This is a genomic window from Aeromicrobium sp. JJY06, assembly GCF_044069275.1.
Classification (GTDB): Bacteria; Actinomycetota; Actinomycetes; order Propionibacteriales; family Nocardioidaceae; genus Aeromicrobium; species Aeromicrobium tamlense.
In genome coordinates, this window is sequence record NZ_JBIMRD010000001.1 from 1,869,586 (window position 1) to 1,894,638 (window position 25,053).

General features: G+C 71.8%; 17 protein-coding genes. 11 read left to right on the forward strand and 6 right to left on the reverse strand.

Annotated elements, in window-relative coordinates; all coding sequences use genetic code 11:
* The first annotated feature begins 19 nt into the window (after positions 1 to 19).
* Positions 20 to 1,702: an energy-dependent translational throttle protein EttA gene (gene ettA / locus ACGWYL_RS09110; protein ID WP_179426130.1), complete on the forward strand. Its 1,683-nt coding sequence runs from the start codon at positions 20 to 22 to the stop codon at positions 1,700 to 1,702.
* A gap of 78 nt (positions 1,703 to 1,780) precedes the next feature.
* On the opposite strand, the gene ACGWYL_RS09115 is transcribed toward ettA, so the two are convergent.
* Positions 1,781 to 2,428, reverse strand: coding sequence for a hypothetical protein (locus ACGWYL_RS09115; protein ID WP_395487000.1), 648 nt, complete (start codon positions 2,426 to 2,428; stop codon positions 1,781 to 1,783).
* A 124-nt stretch (positions 2,429 to 2,552) separates the two neighbouring features.
* Between ACGWYL_RS09115 and ACGWYL_RS09120 the strand changes: the two genes are divergently transcribed.
* The gene (locus ACGWYL_RS09120) at positions 2,553 to 4,652 is read left to right on the forward strand and encodes a TolB family protein (protein ID WP_395487001.1); all 2,100 of its coding nucleotides are present in this window, start codon (positions 2,553 to 2,555) and stop codon (positions 4,650 to 4,652) included.
* 85 nt (positions 4,653 to 4,737) lie between these two features.
* Here the strand turns inward: ACGWYL_RS09120 and ACGWYL_RS09125 are convergent, their stop codons facing one another.
* Complete coding sequence (locus ACGWYL_RS09125) at positions 4,738 to 5,226, reverse strand: MarR family winged helix-turn-helix transcriptional regulator (protein WP_179426124.1); 489 nt, start codon at positions 5,224 to 5,226, stop codon at positions 4,738 to 4,740.
* 111 nt (positions 5,227 to 5,337) lie between these two features.
* Here ACGWYL_RS09125 and ACGWYL_RS09130 point away from each other — a divergent pair, with 111 nt between their 5' ends.
* Both ACGWYL_RS09130 and ACGWYL_RS09135 read left to right on the forward strand, forming a co-directional pair.
* Positions 5,338 to 5,874 (forward strand): YceI family protein, encoded by a 537-nt coding sequence (locus tag ACGWYL_RS09130; RefSeq protein WP_179426122.1) that lies wholly within the window; start codon positions 5,338 to 5,340, stop codon positions 5,872 to 5,874.
* A gap of 138 nt (positions 5,875 to 6,012) precedes the next feature.
* Positions 6,013 to 7,236 carry an MFS transporter gene (locus ACGWYL_RS09135; RefSeq protein WP_395487002.1) on the forward strand — a complete coding sequence of 408 codons (1,224 nt, stop codon included), beginning with the start codon at positions 6,013 to 6,015 and terminating at the stop codon, positions 7,234 to 7,236.
* A gap of 12 nt (positions 7,237 to 7,248) precedes the next feature.
* On the opposite strand, the gene ACGWYL_RS09140 is transcribed toward ACGWYL_RS09135, so the two are convergent.
* A complete protein-coding gene (locus tag ACGWYL_RS09140; protein WP_179426118.1) occupies positions 7,249 to 7,851 on the reverse strand; it encodes a TetR/AcrR family transcriptional regulator in 603 nt (200 codons plus the stop codon).
* Between the two features lie 89 nt (positions 7,852 to 7,940).
* On the opposite strand from ACGWYL_RS09140, the gene ACGWYL_RS09145 reads away from it, so the two are divergent.
* The 5 genes from ACGWYL_RS09145 to ACGWYL_RS09165 all read left to right on the forward strand — a co-directional run bounded on the left by ACGWYL_RS09145 (position 7,941) and on the right by ACGWYL_RS09165 (position 20,648).
* Positions 7,941 to 9,158, forward strand: coding sequence for an acetyl-CoA C-acetyltransferase (locus ACGWYL_RS09145; RefSeq protein WP_179426116.1), 1,218 nt, complete (start codon positions 7,941 to 7,943; stop codon positions 9,156 to 9,158).
* Positions 9,155 to 9,910: an SDR family oxidoreductase gene (locus ACGWYL_RS09150; RefSeq protein ID WP_269305525.1), complete on the forward strand. Its 756-nt coding sequence runs from the start codon at positions 9,155 to 9,157 to the stop codon at positions 9,908 to 9,910. The genes ACGWYL_RS09145 and ACGWYL_RS09150 overlap by 4 nt, the downstream gene beginning before the upstream one ends.
* A 272-nt stretch (positions 9,911 to 10,182) precedes the next feature.
* A complete protein-coding gene (locus ACGWYL_RS09155) occupies positions 10,183 to 19,167 on the forward strand; it encodes a fatty acid synthase subunit beta domain-containing protein (RefSeq protein ID WP_395487003.1) in 8,985 nt (2,994 codons plus the stop codon).
* 136 nt (positions 19,168 to 19,303) lie between these two features.
* Positions 19,304 to 19,549 carry a hypothetical protein gene (locus ACGWYL_RS09160; RefSeq protein ID WP_395487245.1) on the forward strand — a complete coding sequence of 82 codons (246 nt, stop codon included), beginning with the start codon at positions 19,304 to 19,306 and terminating at the stop codon, positions 19,547 to 19,549.
* Positions 19,550 to 19,682: 133 nt separating this feature from the next.
* Positions 19,683 to 20,648: an NAD-dependent epimerase/dehydratase family protein gene (locus tag ACGWYL_RS09165; protein ID WP_395487004.1), complete on the forward strand. Its 966-nt coding sequence runs from the start codon at positions 19,683 to 19,685 to the stop codon at positions 20,646 to 20,648.
* A gap of 78 nt (positions 20,649 to 20,726) precedes the next feature.
* On the opposite strand, the gene ACGWYL_RS09170 is transcribed toward ACGWYL_RS09165, so the two are convergent.
* From ACGWYL_RS09170 to fabG, 3 genes are read right to left on the reverse strand one after another with little or no spacing between them, the layout of a single operon-like run.
* Positions 20,727 to 21,350: a TetR/AcrR family transcriptional regulator gene (locus ACGWYL_RS09170; protein ID WP_269305531.1), complete on the reverse strand. Its 624-nt coding sequence runs from the start codon at positions 21,348 to 21,350 to the stop codon at positions 20,727 to 20,729.
* A gap of 20 nt (positions 21,351 to 21,370) precedes the next feature.
* Positions 21,371 to 22,408: a phosphotransferase family protein gene (locus ACGWYL_RS09175; RefSeq protein WP_269305533.1), complete on the reverse strand. Its 1,038-nt coding sequence runs from the start codon at positions 22,406 to 22,408 to the stop codon at positions 21,371 to 21,373.
* 1 nt (position 22,409) lies between these two features.
* Positions 22,410 to 23,165, reverse strand: coding sequence for a 3-oxoacyl-ACP reductase FabG (gene fabG, locus ACGWYL_RS09180; protein WP_179426104.1), 756 nt, complete (start codon positions 23,163 to 23,165; stop codon positions 22,410 to 22,412).
* Between the two features lie 132 nt (positions 23,166 to 23,297).
* Here fabG and ACGWYL_RS09185 point away from each other — a divergent pair, with 132 nt between their 5' ends.
* Together ACGWYL_RS09185 and ACGWYL_RS09190 are read left to right on the forward strand one after the other, a co-directional pair.
* On the forward strand, positions 23,298 to 24,806 hold the full coding sequence (locus tag ACGWYL_RS09185; RefSeq protein ID WP_179426102.1) for an acyl-CoA carboxylase subunit beta: 1,509 nt from the start codon (positions 23,298 to 23,300) through the stop codon (positions 24,804 to 24,806).
* On the forward strand, positions 24,803 to 25,030 hold the full coding sequence (locus tag ACGWYL_RS09190; RefSeq protein WP_179426100.1) for a biotin/lipoyl-binding carrier protein: 228 nt from the start codon (positions 24,803 to 24,805) through the stop codon (positions 25,028 to 25,030). The genes ACGWYL_RS09185 and ACGWYL_RS09190 overlap by 4 nt, the downstream gene beginning before the upstream one ends.
* Positions 25,031 to 25,053: the final 23 nt, after the last annotated feature.

The following is a 25,053-nucleotide window of genomic DNA, read 5'->3' on the forward strand; positions in this document are numbered from 1 at the left end:
TCGCTAGGCTGGGGCCATCATGGCTGACTACGTTCTCTCTCTGCGCAACGTCCGCAAGGCCCACGGCGACAAGGTCGTCCTCGACAACGTCTCCCTCTCGTTCCTGCACGGGGCGAAGATCGGCGTGGTGGGTCCGAACGGCATGGGCAAGTCCACCCTGCTCAAGCTGATGGCCGGGCTCGACCAGCCGAACAACGGCGACCTCGTCCGCGATCCCGACGCGTCGGTCGGCATGCTGCAGCAGGAGCCGCCGCTGACCGAGGGCAAGACGGTGCTCGAGAACGTCGAGGAGGCCGTGTCCGAGATCAAGGGCAAGATGAAGCGCCTCGAGGAGGCCTACGCCGAGATGGGCGAGCCCGACGCCGACTACGACGCCCTCATGGCCGAGACCGGCGACCTGCAGACCTACCTGGACAACACCAACGCGTGGGACGTCGACAGCCGTCTCGAGCAGGCGATGGACGCGCTGCGCTGCCCGCCGTCCGACGCGCTCGTCGACAACCTCTCCGGTGGTGAGCGCCGCCGCGTCGCGCTGTGCAAGCTGCTGCTCCAGCAGCCCGATCTGCTGCTGCTCGACGAGCCCACCAACCACCTGGACGCCGAGAGCGTGCAGTGGCTCGAGGGTCACCTCAAGAGCTACCCGGGCGCCGTCCTGGCCGTCACCCACGACCGCTATTTCCTCGACAACGTCGCCGAGTGGATCGCCGAGGTCGACCGCGGCCAGATCCACGGCTACGAGGGCAACTACTCGACGTACCTCGAGACGAAGAAGGAGCGCCTCAAGATCGAGGGGCAGAAGGACGCCAAGCGCGCCAAGATGCTCGAGCGCGAGCTCGAGTGGGTCCGCTCCAACGCCAAGGGCCGCCAGACCAAGAGCAAGTCGCGTCTGGCCCGCTACGAGGAGCTCGCCGCCGAGGCCGAGAAGGCCCGCAAGATCGACACCACCGACATCAACATCCCGGCCGGTCCGCGCCTGGGCGACGTCGTCCTCGACGCGAAGAGCCTCACGAAGGCGTTCGACGGCCGCACGCTGTGGGACGACATCAGCTTCTCGCTGCCGCGCGCCGGCATCGTGGGCGTCGTCGGCCCGAACGGCGTCGGCAAGACCACGCTGTTCCGCATGATCACGGGCAACGAGGAGCCGGACTCCGGCGAGCTCGAGGTCGGCAAGACGGTCAAGATCAGCTACGTCGACCAGAACCGCGCCAACATCGACCCGAACAAGAACGTCTGGGAGGTCGTCTCCGACGGCCTGGACTTCATCAAGGTCGCGAACTTCGAGATGAACAGCCGCGCCTACGTGGCCTCGTTCGGCTTCAAGGGCTCGGACCAGCAGAAGAAGGCCGGCGTGCTCTCCGGTGGTGAGCGCAACCGCCTCAACCTGGCGCTGACGCTCAAGCAGGGCGGCAACATGCTGCTGCTCGACGAGCCCACCAACGACCTCGACGTCGAGACCCTGTCCTCGCTCGAGGACGCGCTGCTGGACTTCCCGGGCTGCGCCGTCGTCACGTCGCACGACCGCTGGTTCCTCGACCGCATCGCCACGCACATCCTGGCGTGGGAGGGCACCGAGGAGAACCCGGGCAACTGGTTCTGGTTCGAGGGCAACTTCGCGTCCTACGAGGCCAACAAGATCGAGCGCCTCGGCGAGGAGGCGGCTCGCCCGCACCGCGTCACCCACCGCCGCCTCACCCGCGACTGAACTCCCGCTTGGGCAAGATTTGCTCCGATTTCCACCTTTCAGCACGGCTGAAAAGTGGAAATCGGAGCATTTCTCGTGTCAGGAGTCGCCGAGGTCCTCGTCGCAGTCGATGGGACCGGAATGCACGAGGCCGATGCCTGCGCCGGTGGCGGCGATCTCATGGCTGCGGCCGAGCACCCTGATGGTGGCTCGAGGCGAGTCAGGCACCGACGACACCCCGGCGTCGTTGCAGCTGGCGTTGAACACGGCTCGGATCGTGAAGGGCGTGCGCTCGTCATCGTAGAGCTCTCCGAAGCCGTCCATGTCGAAGACCGCATCGATGCTGTCCCTCGCGCTGAAGCTGTCGGCGTCCTTCACGAGCCCGGGCCCGCCTCCGACAGCCCACTCGGCGCGGACGCCCATGCCGGTGGCCGGACCCATGTACGGCCACTCCAGGAACTCGACCTCGACGGGCACGGAGGCATCGCTGACGACCATGGTGCGCAGGACGCAGTCGAGCCGTCGATCGACGCTGATCGCGCGGAGGGGACCGGTGTGATCGAGCGGATCCTCGATCCCCTCGGGCAGGGGGACGATCGAGCGCGGGTCCTTGCACTCGACCAGCTCGGAACCCGTGATCGACACCTTCGAGGCCTGCCAGGCCGAGGCGCCGACCCACGCGGCGTAGCCGCCGACGACGAGGACGACGAAGGCGATCGCGATCGACCAGCGCAGGCGTGTGGACACGGATGACACCTAGGGCACCGGGCTCGCGTCCGGGCGGGATCGACGAATCAGGTCCGTGACGTCGCCGACACGTGTGAGACTGTCGCGACGACCGCGGACGGGCGGTCCGGGCACGGGAGGGTCCATGCGTTCTCGGGGGTTGCCGCGCATCGTGGTGATGACCGTGCTCGTGTCCCTGCTGGGTCTGACCGCGCCGGCGCAGGCGCGACCGGCGACTCGGCTGACCGTCGAGGGGCCGACGCGGTCGACGATCGACTCCGGCACCGCCATCGTGATGCGGGGCAGGCTCGCTCGAGCCCGCGGGGGCGAGAGCGTGCGCCTGCAGTTCTGGAACGGCTCCCGCTGGCACACGCAGGCCGTGAGCCGCGTGACGAAGCGCCGGGCCTACCGGTTGAGCCTCGTTCCACCCGTGGGCGAACGCCGCTGGCGCGTGCGCTTCGCCGGTGACGAGCGTCTGAAGCCTGCCACGTCCCGCACGGTCCGGGTCCGCGTGCGCCCTGCCCTCGACATCACGTCCGTGATCCCCGGCGAGCGGGCGATTCTCTCGGGGATCGTGCCGGGGCACCGCCGTCGCCCCGTGCAGCTGCAGCAGTGGTCAGGCACCGCGTGGCGCACGATCGATCGAGGCACCTCCCGGGCGGACGGGCTGGCACGATTCCCGGTGCGGGTGATGGCGACAGCCGGGGAGGGCCGGTACCGCCTCCACGCGCCGCGATCGGGTCGGCTCGGCGCCGTGTCCAGCCCGTCTCGTACCGCGATGAGGTCCCAGACCGCGCAAGTGCTGGCGCCGGACACCGCGTACCTCGAGGAGAGGGTCCACGTGACAGCGGTCTTCACGCCCGCGCGTGCCGATCGCCGGGTGGACGTGCAGAGCCTCGTGAACGGAGCGTGGGTGACCGTCGCATCGGGCTGGCAGGACGCCCGAGGCCAGGCGAGGCTCTCGGTCGAGGCGTCGAGTCTCGGTTCGATGCGGCTACGTGCGGTCGCGCTGCGCACGTCCGGCGGCGGACTGAGCGTGATCTCGCCGGCGCGCACGGTCGTCGTGACCGAGGGTCCCGTCCCGCCGCCCACGCTGATCAGCCGTCCCGCGGACGGCATGGCGACGGACCATGAGTCCTGGGCACCTTCCGTGTCCGCCGACGGCGGGTCCGTGGCGTTCTCCTCGTTCGTCCCCCACCTCACGGTCGACGACGCGAACGACGCCGCCGACGTGTTCGTCCGCGACGTCGGATCGGGGCAGGTGGTCCGCGCGTCGCTCGCGTCTGACGGTGCGGAGCTGGCGGAGTCGTCCGCGCAGTCATCGATCTCCGGTGACGGCTCGAGGGTCGCGTTCGTGACCGGGGCGTCTGCCGTTCCGGAGGATCTCAACGGCCGCCAGGACGTCTATCTCCGTGACCTGGACCGGGGGACCACCGTGCTGGTGAGCGCGTCCGAGGGCGGTGGCGCCGGTTCGGGACCCTCGGGCAGGCCCCGTCTCGCCTCCGACGGAAGCGTCGTCGTGTTCACCTCCGGTGCGGACGATCTCGTGCAGGGCGACACCAACGGCGTCACCGACGTGTTCGTGCGGGACCTCGCTTCCGGTCGCACGACCCGCGTGAGTCAGGCGCCCGACGGCTCGGAGCTGGCGTCGCCTTCCACGGCGCCGGCCCTCTCGAGCGATGGTCGCCACGTCGCCTTCACCGTTCGGCCCGAGGGTGCTGCCCCTCAGCTTCTCCTGCACGACGTCCGGCTCGGCACCACCGTCAACACGGGGGTGGCGCCGTGTGGAGTCGCGGCACCGACGGTGTCCGACGGCGGGCGATTCATCGCGTACGTCTCGTGCGACGACGGCCCCGGCGACGGGAACGGGCTGCCCGAAGTGCTGGTGCACGACCTCGCGACGGGCTTCACCGAGGTGATCAGCCGTTCACCCCAGGGTGCCGTGGGCGTCGCAGGAGCGCCGACGATGTCGGCCGACGGCCGGTTCATCGCCTTTGCCTCCGACTCCCCGGAGCTCGTGGCGGGGGACGCCAACGTCGCGCGCGACGTCTTCGTGCGTGACCGCGTGACCGGCTCCGTGACGCGGGCGAGCGTGGGTCGCAACGGCCGCGAGGCGTCGGGCGGCTCGGACGAGCCGGCCATCTCCGCAGACGGTCGCGCGGTGGCGTTCTCGTCGTTCGCGAGGCTCCACGCCGAGGATCTCGATCGCGGGCAGGACGTGTACCTGAGGCACCTGTCCCGCTAAGCCCCCGCCCGTCCCGAGATTTGCTCCCTTTTCGACCTCTCAGCACGTCTGAAAGGTCGAAGATGGAGCACATCTCGGGGCCGGGTCAGAAGCGGCGGCCGCCGATGGCCTCCTGGACCGCCTCCATGACGCGGCGCACGGCGGCGAGGTCCTCGTCGGAGCACTGGTCGATGAGGTAGTCGCGGACGCCGCGCACGTGGGTGTGGGCGGCGGTGGCCAGCAGCGCGAAGCCCTTGTCGGTCAGCACGGCGGTGACGCCGCGGCCGTCGGTGTCGCACTGCATGCGCAGCACGATGCCGTCGCGCTCCAGGCGGCCGATCGTGTGGGTGATGCGGCTGCGGGAGTGGGAGAGGGCGGCCGCGAGGTCGGCCATGCGGATCGACCGGTCGGGCGCCTCGGACAGGCGGACCAGGATCTCGTACTCGGACATCGACAGGCCGTGCTCGCTGCGCAGGTCGCGGTCGAGGCGGTCCATCAGCACGGTGGATCCGCCCAGGAACGCGCGCCAGGCGCGCTGCTGCGACTCGTCGAGCCAGCGGGTGTCGTTCACCGAAGCGATGGGCAGGTCAGTCATGTGAACTAGTTTACATCTTCAACGACTTGATTGAAAGTTCAATCATGTGTATCGTCGATCATGTTGAACGATCAACGACTCGACGACACAGACTGACACACAGGAGCAGCAATGAGCGACATCACCCCCGGTACCTGGCAGCTCGATCCCACGCACACCGAGATCGGCTTCACCGTCCGCCACATCATGAGCAAGGTGCGCGGCAAGTTCGAGAAGTTCGAGGGCACGATCGTCACCGCCGAGGACGTCACCGCCTCCAGCGCCACCGCCACGATCGACCTCTCCTCGATCAACACCGGCACCGCCGACCGCGACAACCACCTGCGCTCGGGTGACTTCTTCAACGTCGAGAGCACGCCGACCATGACCTTCGTGTCCACCGGCGTCGTCCGCAAGAGCGACACCGACTTCGTCGTCACCGGCGACCTCACCATCAAGGACGTCACCAAGCCGATCGAGCTCGACGTCGAGTTCCTGGGCGAGGGCAAGGACCCGTGGGGCGGCACCCGCGTGGGCGTCGAGGCCAAGGGCCAGCTGAGCCGCAAGGAGTTCGGCATCGACTTCAACATCCCCCTCGAGGGCGACAAGGTCATGATCGGCGACAAGATCACGCTGCTCATCACCGCGGAGGCCGTGCTGCAGGCCTGACCCGCACACCCCCTGTCTCGGAGGGGCTCGCGACGCACACCCCCCCCGGCGTCGCGGGCCCCTTCGTCATGTCCGGACCGCGCGATCGGACCCGACGAGTTCGGTGAAGTTGAAGTCGAACTCAAGTAGGGTGCGGTGATGGAGCGCGCCGGATCGAGACCGATGGAGGTCCGCGGCCCGGAGACGAGGCAGATCCTCGGCCTGCCGGCCACGGCCGTCAGGACGCTGGTCCTCGGCTTCCTCGCGAGGGTCCCGGCGGGCGCCCTCGGCCTGGTGATCGTCCTGCACGGACTGACGCTCGGGCAGACCTACACCGTCAGCGGGCTGATGGCGGCGGCCTACGCCCTCGGCATCGCGGTCGGGGCCCCCGTCGTCGGTCGAGGCATCGACCGCTGGGGCCAGACGACGCCGCTGTTCGCCGTCACGGTCGTTGCTGCGGCCATGATGGTCGGACTGTCCGCGCTGCCGCACGGCATCGCTCCGGCCGTGCCCGTGGCCCTGGCCGCGGTGACGGGCCTGACCCAGCCGCCGCTGGCGGTCTGCGCGCGGGCGATCTGGAACGAGCGGCTCGGTCCGGTGGACCTCAGCCGGATGCTGTCCCTGGACGCGTCACTGCAGGAGGTGACGTTCATCCTCGGTCCCCTGACCGTGGTGTCCTGGGCGACGGTGCGGGGGACTCACGAGGCACTGGTCCTGGCGGCGGGTCTCGTCCTGGTGCTCACGACGGTGTTCGCGCTGACGCCGGAGTCCCGTACGGCCTCGCGCCGGTCGAGCCGCCCGGTGATGGGGACCCCGAGCCGATTCCCGGCGACCGTCTGGATCCTCGTCGCCGTGACGTCCACCGTCGGCATCGCGATCGGCATCCTCGAGGTCGCGGTGGTGCGCCGCTCCGCCCAGCTCGACGCGTCCCACCTGATCGGCGTCTTCTACGGGCTCTGGGCGACGGGCAGTCTGGTGGGCGGGCTCGTCAACCTCCGAGCCGCGGGCCGGGGCCGACTCGCCGGTCGCCTGATCGTCTTCCTCGCCGCGCTCGCACTCACCCATCTGATCGTCGCGGCGGCGACCACGTCGCTCGTCCTGGGTCTGACCCTCCTCCTGGCGGGGCTGCCCGCGGCTCCGATGTTCGCCGCGTTCTACGAGCTGCTGGGGAGGTCGGCGCCCGAGGGCCGGGTCACGGAGGTCTTCGCCTGGGGCTCGACCGGCAGCATGGCCGGAGTGGCACTGGGCACCGCGACGGGCGGTGTCCTCGCCGACGCGATCAGCAGTCGCGGGAACATCGTCGTCTGCGCGGCGGTGCTGGGTCTGGCCTCGCTGTTCGCGCTCGTCTGCCGGGCTCCGCTGACGCGCGTCGAGCGTCGCTGAGGTCGGCGACGCTCAGGCGGCGCCGACCATCCGCAGGGCCAGCTCGCCGTGCAGGGTCGCGATCTCGTCGGGCGTGGTGGGCCCGTCCGGGTGATACCAGCGCACCAGGTCGATGCTGAGGGAGAGCAGCGCGAGCGCCGTGCCCTTGAGGTCGGCCACGGTCATGACCTCCGCCTCGACGCCGGCCTCGAGGGCCTCGCGCATGAGCGCCTCGATCGCGCGGCGGTACTCGGCGATCTCGGCGCGGTGCTCGGGGGTCAGGGCGTCGAACTCGTACTGCACGATTCGGCCGACGCGGCTGTTGACCGCGTGCCAGCGGCTGAACTCGGCGACCATCGTGCGAGTGCGCTCGGCCGGGTCGGACGCCGACTGCGAGGCCTTCTCGATGATCTCGACGGCGCTGCGGTGGCCGCGCCGGGAGATCTCGAAGAGGAGCTCCTCCTTGGTGGCGTGGTGCACGTAGACCGCCGCCGGGCTCATGCCCGCACGGGACGCGATGTCGCGAGTCGTGGTGCCGGCGAAGCCCGAGGTGGCGAACGCCTCGACGGCCGCCGCAAGGAGGCGCTCGCGCGTCGTGGCGGATCGATCGCGACCGTTCGCGGCGTCGGTGGTCATGGTGGACAGCATGACGCAGGAATGTCACACTAAGCAAGCGCTTAGTCATCGGCGGGTCGCCCCGTCGGCACATTCGAAAGGCCTACATCATGCCCGAAGCAGTCATCGTCTCCACCGCGCGCTCTCCCATCGGCCGCGCCGGCAAGGGATCCCTCAAGGACATGCGTCCGGACGACCTGACCGTCCAGATGATCGAGGCCGCGCTGGCCAAGGTGCCGGGCCTGGACCGTCGTGACATCACCGACCTGCACCTCGGTGTCGGCCAGCCCGCGGGCGAGGCCGGCCACAACCTGGCGCGCGCCGTCGCCGTGCTGTCGGGCATGGACCACCTGCCGGGCGTGACGGTCAACCGCTACTGCTCCTCCTCGCTGCAGACCACCCGCATGGCCTTCCACGCGATCAAGGCCGGCGAGGGCGACGCGTTCATCTCCGCCGGCGTCGAGACCGTCAGCCGCTTCGGCAACGGCTTCGCCGACATTCCGGGCACCGAGAACCCGCTGTTCGCCGAGGCCATCGCCCGCACCGCCAAGCGCGCCGAGGGCGGCGCCGACACGTGGGTCGACCCCCGCGGCAACAGCGAGCTGCCCGACCTCTACATCGCGATGGGCCAGACGGCCGAGAACGTCGCGCAGCACCTGGGCATGAGCCGCCAGGAGCAGGACGAGTTCGCCGTCCGCAGCCAGAACCTCACCGAGCAGCGCATCGAGGAGGGCTTCTGGGCCAAGGACATCACCGAGGTCACGCTGCCCGACGGCACGACCGTGAACAAGGACGACGGCCCGCGCGCCGGCACCACGCTGGAGGCCGTCAGCAGCCTCAAGCCGGTGTTCCGCCCCGACGGCACCGTCACCGCCGGCAACGCCTGCCCGCTCAACGACGGCGCCGCCGCCGTGGTGATCATGTCCGACACCAAGGCCAAGGAGCTGGGCCTGACCCCGCTCGCGCGCATCGTGTCCACGGCCGTCACCGGCCTGTCGCCCGAGATCATGGGCCTCGGCCCGGTCGAGGCGATCCCCGCCGCGCTGAAGCACGCCGGCATGGGCATCGACGACATCGACCTGTACGAGATCAACGAGGCCTTCGCGGTCCAGGCGTGGGGCTCGGCGCGTGAGCTCGGCATCCCGATGGACAAGCTCAACGTCAACGGCGGCGCCATCGCGGTCGGCCACCCGTTCGGCATGACCGGCGCCCGCATCACGTCCACGCTGATCAACTCGCTGCAGTGGCACGACAAGCAGTTCGGCGTCGAGTCCATGTGCGTCGGCGGTGGCATGGGCATGGCCATGGTGCTGGAGCGTCTTTCGTGACCGAGGGTCGCTTCGCCGGCAAGGTCGCGATCGTCACGGGCGCGTCGCGCGGCATCGGCCTCGGGGTCGCGCAGCGCCTCGTGGCCGACGGCGCGAAGGTCGTCATCACGGCGCGCAAGACCGAGGCCCTCGAGGCCGCGGTCGCCGAGCTCGGTCCCGACAATGCGGCGTACGTCGCGGGTGCGGCCGACGACGCCGCGCACCAGGACGAGACCATCGCGAAGGCCGTGGAGCAGTTCGGCGGGCTGGACTTCCTGGTGAACAACACCGGAATCAACCCGACCTACGGCCCCATGATCGAGATGGACCTCAACGCGGGTCGCAAGATCTTCGAGGTCAACGTGCTCGCCGCGGTGTCGTGGGCGCAGAAGGCGTACAACGCCTCGCTGAAGGACCACGGTGGCGCGATCGTCAACATCGCGTCGGTGGCCGGTCTCAAGCCCGCGCCGATGATCGGCATGTACGGCGCGTCGAAGGCCGCGGTCATCCACGTCACGCAGGAGCTCTCGCTCGAGCTGGCTCCGAACGTGCGCGTGAACGCGGTCGCTCCCGCGGTCGTGAAGACCCGGTTCGCCGGTGCGCTCTACGAGGGTCGCGAGGAGGAGGTCGCCGCGGCGTACCCCCTCAAGCGCCTCGGCCTGCCCGAGGACATCGCGGGCGTCACGACGTTCCTGCTCTCGCAGGACGCGGCCTGGGTGACCGGCCAGTGCCTCACGGTGGACGGCGGACTGCTGCTCACCGGCGGCGTCTGACCACCGATTGAGACGAAGGGCCCCGGGACTTCGGTCCCGGGGCCCTTCGCCGTCGATTTGCGAAATCCTGCACATAACCGCTCTCAGATGACGGTCTGGCGGAGATCTTGTCCCCACATGTGAACAATCCTGTGTGCAACTAGCAGTTACACGTCCCCTGAACCTCTCGCGCCACACCCGCCACGAACCACGGGCCGCGATGTGATCTAAAACATGAGGAAACCCTCGGGTCAAAGATGAGGAAAGCCTCATGTTTGTGTCACGATAGGGGAATGACGACGCTCGACACCTCCGTGTTCCACGCGCCCTCCACGCGCGACCGCCGCACCGACAGCCTCCTCGACGACCTCCGCTCCGGCACGCCGTGGGCCCTGGTCCTCGGAGGGCAGGGCGGCGACTGGCTGACGCCGCTCGCCGACCTCGTCCGCGACTTCGCGCTCGACGCGGAGGTCGCCGACCTCGTCCGCCGCTCCGACGGCCTCCTCGCGCCCGTCGCCGCCGAGCTCGCCCGGGCCGGCGTCGCCTTCGATCCCGTCGCGTGGGTCGACGTCCTGGCGGTCGGGGAGTCCGCCGAGGACGACGACGCGCCCGGCCTTCCCGCGGGCGCCGACGTCGCCGCGCCGGCCGCCTCGGTCCCCGGCATCACGCTGGCCCAGCTGGCCGGCCTCCACGCCCTCGCCCGCCAAGGCCTCGACGTCACCGCGCACCCGCCGGTCGCCGTCGCCGGTCACTCGCAGGGCGTGCTCGCCGCCGAGGCGCTCGCCGGCGTGCCCGAGGTGGAGGTGCTCGCGCTGGCCCGCCTCATCGGCACCGCCGCCCAGCTCGTCGGCCGTCGCCGCGGCCTGCTCGGCCGCACGATGCTCGCCGTCTCGGGAGTCGTCCCCGAGCGCGTCGCCGAGCTCGTGGAGGGTACGGGCGCCGTCTGCCACATCCGCAACGGCCGTCGCGCCGTGGTCCTGTCGGGTCCTGCCGCCGCCCTCGACGCGGCCACCGCCCGCCTCGAGCAGGAGGCCGCCCGCGAGAAGGACGAGCGCGACCGCAAGGTCACCGGAGGCGCCCCGTTCTCGCCCGTGATCGAGCCGGTCGAGTCCTCGCTCGCGTTCCACCACCCCGACCTCGCCGAGACCACCGAGCTGGTGGCCGGCTGGGCCGCCCGCATCGGCATCGACGCCGAGCACGCCCGCAGCGCCACGCAGCGCGCGATCGTCGACCCGGTCGACTGGGTCGCCTCGATCACCTCCGCACTGGACGCCGGCGCCGAGTGGGTCCTCGACCTCGGCCCCGCCGACCTCGCCTCGCGCCTGAGCGCCACCGAGACGAAGGTGCGCGGTGCCGGACTCGTCGCCCCCACGACCCGTCGCGGCCACCGCGAGCTCACCATCTCCGGCGCCAAGCCCGCGCGCCCCGTGGCCTGGTCGGCGTTCGCGCCGCGCCTGGTGACCCTGCCCGACGGCTCGACCGCCGTCGAGACCGGCTTCACCCGTGCCACCGGCAAGTCGCCGATCCTGCTCGCCGGCATGACGCCGACGACGGTGGACGCCCCGATCGTCGCCGCGGCGGCCAATGCCGGCTTCTGGGCCGAGCTCGCCGGCGGCGGTCAGGTGACCGAGGAGATCTTCGAGGCCCGCGTCGCCGAGCTCGACGAGCTGCTCGACGAGGGTGCGACCTACCAGTTCAACTCGCTCTTCCTCGACCCCTACCTGTGGCGCCTGCAGCTGGGCCAGAACCGCCTCGTGCAGCGCGCCCGCGCCGCCGGAGCCCCCATCGACGCCGTCATCGTCACGGCCGGCATCCCCGAGCTCGACGAGGCCGTCGCGCTGGTCGACGAGCTGACCGAGGCCGGCATCGAGCACGTCGTGTTCAAGCCCGGCACGATCCGCCAGATCCGCGAGGTCCTCGCGATCGCCAAGAAGGTCGACCGCACCGTGATCGTGCAGGTCGAGGGCGGCCGCGCCGGCGGTCACCACTCGTGGGAGGACCTGGACGACCTGATCCTGGCCACCTACGGCGAGCTGCGCGCGCAGTCGAACGTCGTCCTGTGCGTCGGCGGCGGCATCGGCACCGCCGAGGCCTCGGCCGCGTGGCTGACCGGCACGTGGGCCCAGCGCCACGGCTTCCCCGACATGCCCGTCGACGGCATCCTCGTCGGCACCGCCGCCATGGCGACCCTGGAGGCCACGACGGCCCCCGAGGTCAAGCAGCTGCTCGTCGAGACGCGCGGCACCGGCGCCTGGGTGGGCGCGGGCACCGCGAAGAACGGCATGGCCTCGGGCCGCAGCCAGCTCGGCGCCGACATCCACGAGATCGACAACACCGCCTCGCGCACCGGCCGTCTCCTCGACGAGGTCGCCGGCGACGCCGAGGCCGTGGCCGCCCGCCGTGACGAGATCGTCGAGGCGCTCGACCGCACCGCGAAGCCGTACTTCGGCGACGTCGTCACGATGACGTACGCCCAGTGGCTGGGTCGCTTCGTCGAGCTCTCCGGCACCGCCGCCGACGGCTCGGCGCAGTGGCTGGACGTGTCGCTGCGCGACCGTTTCCACGCGATGCTCCAGCGGGCCGAGGCCCGTCTGGCCACGCAGGACCGCGGCGAGATCGCGACGCTGTTCCCCGAGGCCTCCGACGTCGAGGACGGCCCCGCCGCCCTCGCGCGCCTGCTCGAGGCGCACGCCGACGCCGCGTCCGTGACGCTGCACCCGGCCGACGAGGCCTTCTTCGTCGAGGTCTGCCGCCGCGCCGGCAAGCCCGTCAACTTCGTGCCCGTCATCGACGCCGACGTGCGCCGCTGGTGGCGCTCGGACTCGCTGTGGCAGGCGCACGACCCGCGCTACGGCGCCGACGAGGTCTGCATCATCCCCGGCACCGCGAGCGTCGCCGGCATCACGCGGGTGGACGAGCCCGTCGCCGAGCTGCTCCAGCGCTTCGAGGACGCCGCCGTCGACGCCCTGCTCGCCTCGGGCCGCGCGCCCCAGCGGGTGCCCGGCCGTCGCCGTGAGGGCGACGCGCACCTGTCCTCGCCGCTCGCGGTCGTCCTGGCCGCGCCCGACGTGGCGTGGGCCGGCCGCACGGTCACGAACCCCGTCCAGCGCCTCGGCGCCGAGTGGGTGCTGACCGACGCCGACACCGCCGAGCAGGCCGCCACCGGCGCGCGCCTGTCCACCGCGGGCGACTCGGCCGTCGACCTGACCGTGCCGCTGGGCCAGGGCCGCGACCTGACCCTGCGCATCGAGGTCCCGTCCAGTGCCTCGCGCGGCCACGCCCCGGTCGTCTCCACCGATGCCGCCGACGCCGCCATGGCGCAGATCGTCAGCGGCGCCGTCGCCGGCGAGCTGCCCGAGGTCTCCGACGGCGTCGCCCACCTCGACGTCGACTGGGACCCGGACCTCGCCGCCGACCACGCCGCCGTCAGCGCGGGCCCGCTCGTGCTGGGCCGCCACCGCGTGCCCGACGTGCTCGTGGGGCTCGCCTGGCCGGCCGTGTTCGCCGTCATCGGCGCCGCCCGCAACGCCGACGGCCTGCCGGTCGTCGAGGGCATGCTCGACCTGGTCCACCTCGACCACGCGATCACCACGCAGGTCCTCCCCACCGAGCGCACCCCGCTCGCGGTCCGCGCCGCGCTCGTGGACGTGGAGGAGTCGCAGTACGGTCGCGTCGTCACCGTCGACGTCACCGTCGGCGACGTCGCCACGATGCGCGAGCGGTTCGCCATCCGCGGCCGCACGGGCGCGGCGGCCCTCGCCGACCCGGCGCGCGCCGGCGGCGCCCTGGGCGACGACGAGCTCAAGGACACCCCGCGTCGCACGCGTGCCAAGGTGACCGTGACCGCCCCGTCCGACCTCGGCGCCTTCGCCGCGGTCACGGGCGACCACAACCCGATCCACACGAGCGTCGCCGCCGCCCGCCTCGCGGGCCTGGGCGAGCCGATCGTCCACGGCATGTGGACCTCGGCCGCCGCGCAGCACGCCGTGGCCGACGAGACCGGCCGACGCATCGCCGGCTGGACGACGCGCTTCATGGCGCCCGTCCGCCCCGGTGCCGACGTCGAGATCCGCGCCGACCGCGTGGGCCTCTCGCACGGCCGCGAGGTGCTCGACGTGACCGTGCGCGCCGATGGTGAGATCGTCATGGCCGCCTCGGCCGTGCTCGACGCGCCCCGCACCGCGTACGCGTTCCCCGGCCAGGGCATCCAGAGCCCCGGCATGGGCATGGCCGGCTACCAGCGCTGCCCCGCGGCGCGCGAGGTCTGGGACCGCGCCGACAAGCACACGCGGGCGGCGCTCGGCTTCTCGATCCTCACGGTCGTGCGCGACAACCCGACCGAGTTGACCGTCCGCGGCGTCACGCACCACCACCCCGAGGGCGTGCTCTACCTGACGCAGTTCACGCAGGTCGCGATGGCCGTGCTGGGCGCCGCCCAGATGGCCGAGCTGCGCGAGGGCGGCGCGTTCGTCGACGGCGCGGTGCTGGCCGGCCACTCGGTGGGCGAGTACAACGCGCTCGCCGCGGTCTCGGGCGTCATCAGCCTCGAGGCCGTCGTGGAGGTCGTCTTCCAGCGCGGCTCGGTCATGCACACGCTGGTCCCGCGCGACGAGAAGGGCCGCAGCGACTACCGTCTCGCGGCCATCCGTCCCTCGCAGATCGGCCTGGCCGACGACGAGGTCAAGGACTACGTCGAGGGTGTGGGCGAGGCGTCGGGCGAGTTCCTGCAGATCGTGAACTACAACCTGCGCGGCTCGCAGTACGCGATCGCCGGCACGGTGCGTGGACTCGAGGCGCTGGAGAAGGACGTGGCCGAGCGCCGCGACCGCTTCGGCGGCAAGGCCGCGTTCATCCTCGTGCCCGGCATCGACGTGCCGTTCCACAGCCGCGTGCTGCACGGCGGCGTGCCGGACTTCCGCCACAAGCTGCAGGACCTGCTGCCGCCCACGATCGACCCGTCGATCCTCGAGGGCCGCTACGTGCCGAACCTCGTACCGCGGCCGTTCAGCCTCGACGAGGAGTTCATCCGCGAGGTCGAGCAGTACGTCGGCACCACGGTCCCGCGGTCGGACGACCCGGGCCGCCTGTGCCGCGACCTGCTGATCGAGCTGCTGGCCTGGCAGTTCGCCAGCCCCGTGCGCTGGATCGAGACGCAGGACCTCATGTTCACCCCCGTCGAGGAGGGCGGACTGGGCGTCGAGCGCTTCGTCGAGGTCGGCGTCGGCTCGGCCCCGACCGTCGCGAACCTCGCCTCCGGCACTCTCAAGCTGCCCGGCTACCCGCGCGTCGAGGTGCTCAACGTCGAGCGCGACGCCGCCGCCGTCTACGGGACCGACGAGGACCCGGCGCCGGTGGAGGACGATGCCCCGGAGGCTCCCGAGGCGACCGCCACCGAGACGGCCCCGCAGGCGGCCGCCCCGGCCGCGGCTCCCGCCGGCGGACCGGCCACGCAGACCGCCGCCGACCTGCCGTTCTCGGCGGCCGACGCGACCCGCGTGCTCATCGCCTGGTGGACGAAGCTGCGTCTCGACCAGCTCGGCGCGGCCGACACGATCGAGTCGCTGACCGACGGCGCCTCCAGCCGCCGCAACCAGCTGCTGATCGACCTCGGCGGCGAGCTGTCGCTCGGCGCGATCGACGGCGCCGCGGAGGCCGACCTCACCACCCTCGGTGGCCAGGTCGACGCCCTCGCGCGCACCTACAAGCCCTTCGGCCCCGTCCTGGGCGAGGCCTTCGGCGACCACCTCAAGAAGGTGCTCGGCCCGACGGGTCGCAAGCAGTCGGCGGTCGCCGAGCGCGTCACGGGTGCGTGGCAGCTCGGCGCCGGCTGGGCGTCGCACGTCCTGGCCGAGCTGGCCATGGTCACCCGTGAGGGCCAGAGCGTCCGCGGTGGCGCGTTCGGCGAGGCGACCATCGCCTCGGCCGGCGACGTCGACGCGGCGATCGACGCCGCGGTCCAGGCGGTGGCCGCGCGCCACGGCGTGACGGTGCAGATGCCGTCCGCCGGCGGCGGAGACGGCGCCACGATCGACGCGGCGGCGCTCGGCGAGTTCACGGCGGCCATCACCGGTCGCGACGGCGTGCTCGCCTCGGCCGCGCGCCTCGTGCTCGAGCACCTCGACCTGGTCGACGTGCCCGAGGCCGTCGAGCCCGACGAGCAGGCGGCCGCGGTCGTCGTGCGCGTCGAGGCCGAGCTGGGCTCGGACTGGATCAAGGCCACGGCGGGCGTCTTCGACGCCGAGCACGCCGTCGTCCTGGACGACCGCTGGGCGTCGGCACGCGAGGACCTCGCGCGCCTGGCCCACGGCGACGAGGTCACGGGCTCCTTCGCGGGCACCGGCGAGGTCGTCGCCAAGCAGGCCGAGCACTGGCTCGCGCGGACCGGCGACGAGCGCTTCGCCCGCATCGCCGAGGACGCCCGCGACACCACGCCGGGAGCGTTCGCCGGCGAGGTCGCGGTCGTGACCGGTGCCGCCGACGGCTCCATCGCGGGGTCCGTCGTGGGCGAGCTGCTCGCCGGCGGCGCCACGGTCGTGGCGACCACCTCGTCGCTCGCGCCGCGGAAGCTCGCGTTCTTCAAGGACCTCTACCGCCGCTCGGCCCGCGCCGGCGCGACGCTGTGGGTCGTCCCCGCCAACCTGGCGTCGTTCGCCGACGTGGACGCGCTGGTCGAGTGGATCGGGGCCGAGCAGTCCCGCACCGCCGCCGGTGTCACGACGGTGTCCAAGCCGTCGCTGACCCCGACCCTGCTGGTGCCGTTCGCGGCCGGCCGGGTCATGGGCGACGCGACCGAGGCCGGCCCGCGCGCCGAGCTCGAGATGCGCATCCTGCTGTGGTCGGTCGAGCGACTCGTCGGCGCGCTGTCGTCGTCGGTCACCGACCGCAACCTCGACGCCCGCCTGCACGTGCTGCTGCCGGGCTCGCCCAACCGCGGCATGTTCGGCGGCGACGGTGCCTACGGCGAGGCCAAGGCCGCGCTCGACGCGCTCGTCACGAAGTGGGGCTCGGAGAAGCGCTGGGCCGACAAGGTCACGCTGGCCCACGCCATCATCGGCTGGGTCCGCGGCACGGGCCTCATGGGCGGCAACGACCCGCTGGTCGAGGCCGTCGAGGCCGCCGGCGTCCGCACCTGGTCGCCCGACGAGATGGCCGCCGCGCTGCTCGAGGCCTGCACGCCCGAGGCCCGCGTCCGCGCGACCGAGGGTCCGCTGACGCTCGACCTCACCGGCGGTCTCGGCGAGGCCGACCTCGACATGAAGGCCCTCGCCGGTCAGGTCGTGCTCGAGAAGGACGACCCCTCGTCCGACGACACCGCGACGATCCCGGCGCTGCCCGCGCCGCCGTCGCGCCTCGACCGGGTCGAGACGCCCGAGTGGGCCGAGGTCACCGCCCGCCCCGAGGACCTCGTGGTCATCGTCGGCGCCGGCGAGCTGGGCCCGTACGGCTCGGCGCGCACGCGCTTCGAGATGGAGGTGGAGGACACCCTCTCGGCCGCCGGCGTGCTCGAGCTGGCGTGGTCCACGGGCCTGCTCAGCTGGGACGCGACGAACCGCGGCTGGTACGACGCCGAGTCCGGCGAGGCCGTGCCCGAGCACGAGATCGCCGACCGCTACGAGGACGCCGTCCGTGAGCGGGTCGGCGTGCGCCGGTACGCCGACGACGGCGACATGGTCGACAACAGCGCCCCGCTGCTGGCGTCGGTCTACCTCGACCAGGACCTGACCTTCACGGTCTCGGGACAGGCGGAGGCGCAGGCCATGCGCGACGCCGACCCCGAGCACACCGTGATCGCGCAGGACGCCGAGGGCGAGTGGACCGTCACCCGCAAGGCGGGCACGCAGGTCCGCGTGCCGCGCAAGATGAAGCTGACCCGCACGGTCGGCGGCCAGATCCCGACGGGCTTCGACCCGACGGTGTGGGGCGTGCCGGCCGAGATGGTCGAGGCCGTCGACCGCGTGGCGCTGTGGAACCTCGTCTGCACCGTGGACGCGTTCCTCTCGTCGGGCTTCACCCCGTCCGAGCTGATGCGCTGGACCCACCCGACGCTGGTCGCCAACACCCAGGGCACCGGCATGGGCGGCATGACGTCGATGCACTCGCTGTACATCGACACGCTGCTGGGCGAGGCGAAGCCGAACGACATCCTGCAGGAGGCGTTGCCGAACGTCATCGCCGCGCACGTGGTGCAGTCCTACGTGGGCAGCTACGGCGCGATGGTGCACCCGGTGGCCGCCTGCGCCACGACCGCCGTGTCGGTCGAGGAGGGCGTCGACAAGATCCGCCTGAACAAGGCCGAGTTCGTCGTGGCCGGTGGCTTCGACGACCTCTCGGTCGAGGGCATCGTGGGCTTCGGCGACATGTCGGCCACGGCGGACTCCGCGGCGATGGCCGCCAAGGGCCTCGAGGACCGCTACTTCAGCCGGGCCAACGACCGCCGCTACGGCGGGTTCGTCGAGTCGCAGGGCGGCGGCACGATCCTGCTGGCCCGCGGCGACCTGGCCGCGCGGATGGGCCTGCCGGTGCTGGGCGTCGTCGCCTACGCGGCGTCGTTCGCCGACGGCGTGCACACCTCGATCCCGGCGCCGGGCCTCGGTGCCCTGGCCGCGGGCCGCGGTGGGCGCGAGTCGCAGCTGGCCCGGTCGCTGTCCGCGCTGGGCGTGGGAGCCGACGACATCGGCGTGCTGTCCAAGCACGACACGTCGACGGGCGTCAACGAGCGCAACGAGTCCGAGCTGCACGAGCGGCTCGCGGCGGCGCTGGGTCGCTCCGACGGCAACCCGCTGTACGTCATGAGCCAGAAGACGCTCACGGGCCACGCGAAGGGCGGCGCCGCGGCGTTCCAGCTCATCGGCCTGTGCCAGGTGCTGGAGGGCGGCGTCGTGCCGCCGAACCGGAGCCTGGACTGCGTCATGGACGATCTGGCCGAGCACGAGCACCTCGTGTGGCTGCGCGAGCCGCTGGCGACCGGTCCGCTCAAGGCGGGCCTGCTGACCAGCCTCGGCTTCGGCCACGTGGCCGGCCTCATCGCCGTGGTGCACGCGCAGGCGTTCGTGGAGTCGCTCGCGGCCGACGAGCGCGACCGCTACCTCGAGGCGGCGGAGCGTCGCCGCATCGAGGGTCGCACGCGCCTGGTGGACGCGATGTACGGAGGCGACGCGCTGTACCGGCGCCCGGCGGACCGCCGCCTGGGCGACTCGGGCGTGCGGGAGCGCGAGGCCGCGCTGCTGCTCGACGACAGCGGTCGCCTCGGCGAGGACGGGGTGTACGCGTGCCGGTGATCGGCACGGGGATCGACCTCGTGGACGTGCCCGGATTCGCCGAGCAGCATCGGCAGCCGGGTACCCGCGCGGGCAGCGCCTTCACTGCTGCCGAGCGCCGCGACGCCCGGAGCTCTCCTTCTGGCTCCGGGCGTCCCTGGCGGCCCTCTGGCCCCCCAAGGAGGCGTTCATCAAGGCCTGGTCGGAGTCGCTGTGGGGGAGTCCGCCGCCGGTCGGCGAGCACGTGCACGACCAGATCGAGATCATCCGCGATGCCTGGGGTAGGCCCCGCATCCGTCTCCTCGGCGAGGTCGCGAAGCACCTCGAGGACGTCACGGTGCACGTCAGCCTCAGCCACGACGGCCCGGCCGCGATCGCCATGGTGACGCTGTCCCGTCCCTAGCGAGATGTGCTCCGATTTCCACCTTTCAGCACGTCTGAGACGTCGATAAGGGAGCACATCTCGGGGCCGGCGGGGATGGTGCCGTCGGCGAACAGGGCTTCCCACCGCCCGGCGGCGGGGGTTGGCTGGGGCGATGGAGCTCCTCGTGCTGGGCGGTACCGCGTTCCTCGGTCGTGAGATCGCGCGGACGGCGCTCGCGCGCGGGCACCGCGTCACGTGCGCGGCTCGAGGCTCGTCCGCGCCTCCCGACGGCGCCGCCTTCGTCCGCGTGGACCGCGACGAGGAGGACGGCCTCGCGCCGCTCGCCGGCCGTCGCTGGGACGGCGTGATCGACGTGGCGCGCCAGCCCGGGCACGTGCGGCGTGCGGTGCGCGACGTCGGGGCCGACCACCGCGTCCTCGTCTCCAGCGGCAACGCGTACGCCGACTTCTCCTCGATCGAGCAGTCGGAGGACGCCGCCACGCTGCCGCCGCTCGAGGCCGACACGATGGCCTCGGACGAGGACTACGGCGCCGCGAAGGTGGCCTGCGAGCAGGCGGTGCTGGCGGCGGGCCCGGCGGCCGTGGTGCGCTCGGGCCTCATCGCCGGACCGGGGGACTGGTCGGGCCGCACGGGCTACTGGCCGTGGAGGCTCGCGCACCCCGTCGGCCCGGAGGTCGTCGTGCCGGACGAGCTCGACTTCCCCTGCGCGATGGTCGACGTCCGCGACCTCGCGGTCTGGATCGTCGACCTCGCGGAGCGGCAGGTCGGGGGCGTCTTCAACGCCACGGGCCCGACGACCGACCTGGGATCGGTGCTCGACGTGGCGGCGCGCGTGGCAGGTTCGGCGGCGACCCGGCGGCGCGTGCCGGTCGAGCGACTGCGCGAGCTGGGGATCGGCCACTGGATGGGGCCCGCGTCGCTGCCGCTGTGGATCGACGACCCGAAGTGGCGCGGCTTCGCCACCCTGGACACGCGGCGCGCCCGCGCCGAGGGCTTGGTCACCCGGCCGCTCGAGGACACGCTCGCCGACACGCTCGCGTGGGAGGAGACCCGCACCGAGCCGCGCCGGTGCGGCCTCACCGACGACGAGGAGCGCCGCGTCCTGGCCGCCCTCTGACGAGATGTGCTCCTGTTTCCACCTTTCAGCACGGCTGAAAGGTGGAAACCGGAGCACATCTCGGGAGGGGCGGTCGGCTCAGGTGGCGCCGGCCTCGGCGGCCAGCAGGTAGGTGCCCAGGAGGCGCTTGAGCTCGATGATGGCCTCGGCGTGCTCCTGCAGGTCGCGCACCGAGAAGTTGAGCATCGAGTAGGACATGTGCACGAGGACCTCGGCCATGATCTTGCGGCGCTCGCGCGGGGTGCCGGGGGTCAGCGGCGCGAGCACGTGGGCGACGCGGGCCGCAAGCTGCTGCTCGGTGACCTCGGCCGTCGCGCGGGTGATCGGCGTGGACTGCACGGCGTACCAGACGGCGCTGCGTGACGGGTCGTTCAGCCACAGCGCAGCCATGTGGTCGACCAGTCGGTCGAGCAGCACGAGCCAGTCGAGCGTGGGCAGCTCGGACGCCAGCTTGTCCAGCTCGGACTGGATCGCGACGGCGTTCTGGCGGTCGAGCTCGCACACGATCACGTACTTGTTCGCGAAGAACTGGTACAGGGTGCCGATGGGCAGTCCGGCGCGCTGAGCCACCTCCTCGCACGTGAACGACTCGAAGCCTGCTTCGAGCAGCACGTCGCGCGACGCCTGGAGCAGGCTGTCGAACTTGACCTTGCTGCGCTCCTGCGTGGGACGCCGGCGAGGTTCGAGGATCTGGGCCGTCACGCGCGCCAGACTACCCTTACTTACTTGGAAGTAGCCGCAAGTCCGTGCTGGACGAGCGGATCGATCATGGCGCCGATCCCGTCGAAGCCCGAGCCGACCGTCTGGCCGGCCGAGTGGCGGAAGTGGATGCCCTCGAGGATCACGGCCAGCTTGAAGTAGGCCAGACCCAGGTGGAACCCGAGCTCGCTGACGTCGCGGCCCGAGCGCTTCGCGTAGCGCTCGACCGACTCGTCGGGGGAGAGGTAGCCGGGCGCCTGCGGGGCGTCGGTGACCTGACCGCTCGACGGTCCGGCGTCCAGGGCCAGGTGCTGGTAGGCCAGCATCACGGCCACGTCGGTGAGCGGATCGCCGAGCGTGCTCATCTCCCAGTCCAGGACCGTGGTGATGCGGTCGCCGTCCTCGGTGTCCACCAGCACGTTGTCGAGGCGGTAGTCGCCATGGACGATCGTGCTCTCGCCGGTCTCGGGGACCGAAGCGGTCAGGCGGTCGGCCAGCTCGTCGATGCCGTCGATCTGGCGCGATCGCGAGGAGTCGAGCTGCTTCTTCCACCGCGCGACCTGGCGGGTGAGGTAGCCGTCGGGGCGACCGAAGTCGCCCAGGCCGACCGCCTGGTAGTCCACCGCGTGCAGGTCGGCGAGGGTGTCGACGAGGCGCTCGGTGACGGCGCGGGTGCGCTCGGCTCCGATCACCTCGAGGTCGGACGCCCGCTGGAAGGCGGTGCCCGACATGCGCTCCATGACGTAGAACGTGGCGCCGATGACCGACTCGTCGGTGCACTCGGCGATCATCCGCGGGACGGGCACGGAGGTGCCGGCCAGCGCCGCCATCACGCGGTGCTCACGGCCCATGTCGTGGGCGGTGGCCAGCACGTGGCCCAGCGGCGGACGGCGCACGATCACGTCACGCTCGCCGTTGGTGACGGCGTACGTGAGGTTGGACTTGCCACCGGTGATCAGGCTGGCGCTGAGCGCCCCCGGGAGCTCCCCGGGGGCCTCGGCGTCCAGCCACGTGCGCAGTGCCTCGAGGTCGAGGCCCTTGACGACGTCAGGAGCGGTCACGTCAGTCCTTCGGTCCGCCGGCGACGTAGATGACCTGGCCCGACACGAAGCCGGCGGCCTCGCCACACAGGAACGCCGCGGTGTTCGCGATGTCCTCGGGCTGGCCGACGCGCTGCACCGGGATCTCCTTCGAGGCGTACTCGATGAAGTCGTCGAACGGCACGCCGATGCGCTCGGCGGTCGCGGCGGTCATGTCGGTCTGGATGAAGCCCGGGGCGATCGCGTTGGCGGTCACGCCGTACTTGCCCAGCTCGATGGCGAGGGTCTTGGTGAAGCCCTGCAGGCCGGCCTTGGCGGCCGAGTAGTTGGCCTGGCCGCGGTTGCCCAGCGCCGACGTGCTCGACAGGTTGACGATGCGGCCGTACTTGGCCTCGGTCATGTGCTTCTGGACGGCCTTCGTCATGAGGAACGAGCCCTTGAGGTGCACGTCCATGACCAGGTCCCAGTCGTCGGTGGTCATCTTGAACAGCAGGTTGTCGCGGATGACACCGGCGTTGTTGACCAGCACGGTCGGCGCGCCGAGCTCCTCGGCGACCTTGCTCACGGCCGCCTCGACGGCGTCGGCGTCGGCCACGTTGGCGCCGACGGCGAGGGCCTGGCCACCGTTCGCGACGATCTCGTCGACGACGGTCTGGCAGGCGGCCTCGTCGAGGTCGAGGACGGCGACCTTGAAGCCGTCGGCGGCGAATCGCTTGGCGATGCCGGCGCCGATGCCACGGGCGGCTCCGGTGATGATGGCGGTACGGGGTTCGGACACGTAGGTCTCCTCGGTTGTCTAAGCGCTTGCTTAGTCGTCACCGTATCGCACGCCCCTCTGGTGCGAAAGGTCACATCGAAAACACGCCGAACGAATATGAGGGAATCCTCACGTTTGGTCTATAGTCGAGGAATGCCTCATGTTTCGGACGACCGGCTGACGACCCAGACGACCGCCCCGGAGTCGGCCCCGCGCGCCGGCCTCGACACCCGACGCCGCGAGCGCTTCGCTCGCGTCGAGCCCCGCGGAGCCCGCGTGCACACCGCACGCGAGCGCGCCGAGCTCCTGCTCGACGAGGGCACCTTCGTCGAGCTCGCCCCGCTGCGCGCCGCCACCCCCGGCGCCGGCAGCGGCGTGGTGACCGGATGGGGCCTGGTCGACGGCCGCCCCGTCGTCGTGGCCTGCCACGACGCCGCCATCGCCTCCGGTGCCATCGGCGCCGTGATGGCCGAGGCGATCTGCCGCGCCCAGCGGTTCGCGATCGATCGCGGCTTCCCGATCGTCTACGTCAACGACTCCGGCGGAGCCCGCGTGCCCGACGGCATCCTCGCCCTCCACGGCTGCGGCGAGATCTTCGCGCTCAACGTGGAGGCCCAGCAGCGCATCCCGCAGATCTCGGTGATCCTCGGCCCGTGCGCCGGCGCCGCGGCCTACTCGCCCGCGCTGACCGACTGGACCGTCATGGTCAAGGGTCACGGCCACATGTTCCTGACCGGCCCCGACATCGTCCGCGCCGCGACCGGCGAGGACGCCACCGCCGACGAGATCGGCGGCTCGGGCATGCACACCCGCACGAGCGGTGTCGCGCACCTCGAGGTCGAGACCGAGGTCGAGGCCCTGCAGTCGGTCCGCCACCTGCTGTCCTACGTGCCCTCGAACGCCGACGCGCCGCTGCCGGTGACCGCCCCCGTGCCGGTCAACCCGATCGCGGCGGAGGCGCTGCCGACCGTGGTGCCCGAGAAGGCCAGCGTCGTCTTCGACATGCACCAGGTCATCGACGGCGTGCTCGACAACGGCGCCCGCCTCGAGCTGTCGCCGGAGTACTGCGGGAGCGCGCTGACGATGTTCGGCCGGATCGACGGCCGCCCCGTGGGCGTCGTCGCCAACCAGCCCGCCGTCCGCGGCGGCATCCTCGACTCGAAGAACTCGGTCAAGATCGCCCGCTTCGTCGAGTTCTGCGGCCGCTTCGGCATCCCGATCGTCACGCTCGTCGACGTGCCCGGCTTCCTGCCCGGCACGGTCGAGGAGGGGCGCGGCATCATCACGCAGGGCGCGAAGGTGCTCAAGGCGTACGTCGAGGCCAAGAAGTCGATGCGCCTGACCGTCGTGGTGCGCAAGGCCTACGGCGGCGCGTACATCGCGATGGGCTCGACCTCGCTCGGCGCGGACCACGCGTGGGCCTGGTCCAACGCCGAGATCGCCGTGATGGGCCCCGGCGGCGCCGTGGCGCTGCTGCACCGTCGCGCGCTCGCCGCCGCGGAGGACCCCGCCGCGCTGCGCGACGAGCTGGCCGCCGACTACCGCGAGAACGTCGCCCGTCCGTTCGTCGCGGCCGAGAACGGCATCATCGAGGACGTCATCCACCCCGAGGAGACGCGCGAGCGCCTCGCCGCCTCGCTGCGCCTGCTGGAGCACGCGTGATCGACGCCAAGGCCGAGATCGTCGGCAACGTGTGGAAGATCCTCGCCCGCGAGGGCGACCAGGTCGGTCCCGGCGACACGCTCGTCATCATCGAGTCGATGAAGATGGAGATCCCCGTCGTCGCGCCGGCCCACGGCCACGTCGCGAGCATCCTCGTCGCGGAGGGCCAGATCGTCCAGGAGGGCGACTCCGTCGTCGAGATCGACGACACGCTCGGCGCCTGAGCATCACTCCGGGCGCCGTGACA